We start from the raw sequence: 2,131 nt of genomic DNA, 5'->3' as shown, positions 1-2,131 counted from the left end.
GAGGGTGATCCGCAGGCGCAGCGAGACCCCGGACCAGCGCCCGCCCGACGGCGCGCTCGGCGGCGCGCTCACCGGAGCGCGTCCCCGAGCTGGTACCCGTGCCCCCGGACGGTCCGGACCAGGTCCCCGGCGCCGACGGCGGCCAGCTTGCGGCGCAGGTAGCCCACGTACACCTCGACGACGTTCCGGGTCGCGGCCTGCTCGTCGCCCCAGACCTCGGTCAGCAGCTCCTGCTTGGTCCACACGGTGCCCGGCCGCGAGGCCAGCGCCTCCAGGAGCCTGTACTCACGCGGGCTCAGCGGGACGCCGACGTCGTCGTACCGCACGGTGCGCGAGGCACGGTCCACCGTCAGCGGCCCGACCAGGATGCGGGTCCGGACGGTGCCCGCCGCCGTCCGGCGCAGCAGGGCGCGCACCTGCGCGAGCAGCACCACGAACGAGAAGGGCTTGACCAGGTAGCCGTCGGCGCCGAGGTCCAGGCCGTCGGCCTGGTCGACCTCGCCGTCCTTGGCCGAGACGAGCAGCACGGGAGTGGTGATCCCGGCGGCGCGCAGCTCCTGCAGCACGCGGTACCCGGACAGCCCGGGGATCATGATGTCCAGCAGGATCGCGTCGAACGACCCGGTGCGGGCTAGCCGCAGCGCCGTCGGCCCGTCGGCGGCGAGGGTGACGTCCATGCCCTCCGCGCGCAGGCCGCGGTCCAGCGCCTTGCGCACGCCGGGCTCGTCGTCCACCACGAGGATCTGCGGCCTCATGCCTGCCAGCATGCCGCACGGCCGGCCTCGCGGGGGTGCCGACGGGCCGGTTCGCCGCACCCGCGAGGTGACTCTCAGCGCGGTCTCAGCCGCGAGGGCGCATGGTGGAAGAAGTCAGGCACGAGGTCACGCACGACGGGGCCGGGCACGGTCCACAGGAGCGAAGGAGCCGACATGAGGCCGAGGACGAAGGCGCTGGTCGCCGCGGGGTCAGGTATCGCCGTGGGGCTCGCGGGCCTGGCGCTGACCACCCTGCCCGCGGGCGCGGACGACGATCCGGTGCTCCCCGCCGTCGAACCGGAGGCCCTGGTCGCCTCGGTCCTGGCGGCCGAGCCGCAGGCGTTCTCCGGCGAGGCCGAGGTGAGCAACGAGCTCGGGCTGCCCGCCCTGCCCGGCACGCCGGACCTCGACTTCGAGTCGGCGCGGGTGTTCCACGACGGCCAGGAGAGCGCCCGGGTCCAGCTCGAGAAGCCGACGTCCGAGGTGACGTTCGTGAAGAACCCCGACGAGGTCTGGGCCTACGACTCGCAGGAGCGGACGGCGGAGCACCTCACCTGGGACGACGCCGACGCCGCGGCCGCCCGGAAGCACGCCGAGGCGCAGCTGGCGGACCCCGCCCGGGCCGCCGCCGAGATGATCGAGCAGCTCCGGCCGACCAGCGAGATCACCGTGGACGGGACGGCGCGCGTCGCGGGCCGCGCAGCCTACGAGCTCGTGCTGACGCCCAAGCCGTCGGAGAAGACGCTGCTGCGCGAGGTCACCGTGGCGATCGACGAGCAGACGCGCATGCCGCTCGCGTTCGACGTGTACGCCAACGGCCGGTCCGAGCCCGTGCTCTCGCTCGGGTTCGTCCAGCTCGACCTCGGCGCGCAGGACCCGGCGCTGTTCGACTTCACACCGCCGCAGGGCACGAAGGTCGAGACCACCGACGCGGGCGACGCCGCAGCGCATCGGGCCGGGAAGCCCGGGCCGGACGACCACATGGCCGACAACATGACCGACAACATGACCGACAACATGGCCGACCACATGGCCGAGCAGGGCGTGACGACGGTCGGCGACGGCTGGGACACCGTGGTGATCGCCGAGCTGCCGGCCGACCTGCCGAAGATGCCCGCCGGGATGTCCGGCGGCGCGGCGTCCGGCGACCTGCCCGGTGCGTTCACGGGCGGCGAGCAGGACCTCACCGGGGCGCTGGAGCGGATCGGGCAGCCGGTGTCCGGCGACTTCGGCACCGGGACCCACGTGCAGATCAGGGTCGGCGGCGCGATCGTGACCGACGACGGCCGGGTCGCGGCCGGCGCGGTGCCCGAGCAGGTGCTCGTCGACGCCCTGGACCAGCAGTGACCGCAGGCGGCGCCGAGCCGGCGCCGCCG

Annotated in this window: 2 protein-coding genes; one reads left to right on the top strand and one right to left on the bottom strand. The window is 74.5% G+C overall.

Features of this window, described 5'->3' with window-relative positions; translation table 11 throughout:
• Positions 1-68: 68 nt before the first annotated feature.
• Positions 69-755, bottom strand: coding sequence for a response regulator transcription factor (locus PROKR_RS29495; RefSeq protein ID WP_036971486.1), 687 nt, complete (start codon positions 753-755; stop codon positions 69-71).
• Positions 756-929: 174 nt separating this feature from the next.
• Between PROKR_RS29495 and PROKR_RS29490 the strand changes: the two genes are divergently transcribed.
• Positions 930-2,102 carry a LolA family protein gene (locus PROKR_RS29490; protein ID WP_036971341.1) on the top strand — a complete coding sequence of 391 codons (1,173 nt, stop codon included), beginning with the start codon at positions 930-932 and terminating at the stop codon, positions 2,100-2,102.
• Positions 2,103-2,131: the final 29 nt, after the last annotated feature.

The organism is Promicromonospora kroppenstedtii DSM 19349, from assembly GCF_000515355.1.
GTDB classification, from domain to species: Bacteria; Actinomycetota; Actinomycetes; order Actinomycetales; family Cellulomonadaceae; genus Promicromonospora; species Promicromonospora kroppenstedtii.
The sequence above is the reverse complement of the archived record's forward strand: the minus strand, read 5'-3'. Positions and strand labels throughout refer to the sequence as shown.

Coding starts and splice junctions, on each gene's coding strand:
- PROKR_RS29495 (WP_036971486.1), bottom strand. CDS start 755: ATGAGGCCGCAGATCCTCGTGGTGGACGACGAGCCCGGCGTGCGCAAG.
- PROKR_RS29490 (WP_036971341.1), top strand. CDS start 930: ATGAGGCCGAGGACGAAGGCGCTGGTCGCCGCGGGGTCAGGTATCGCC.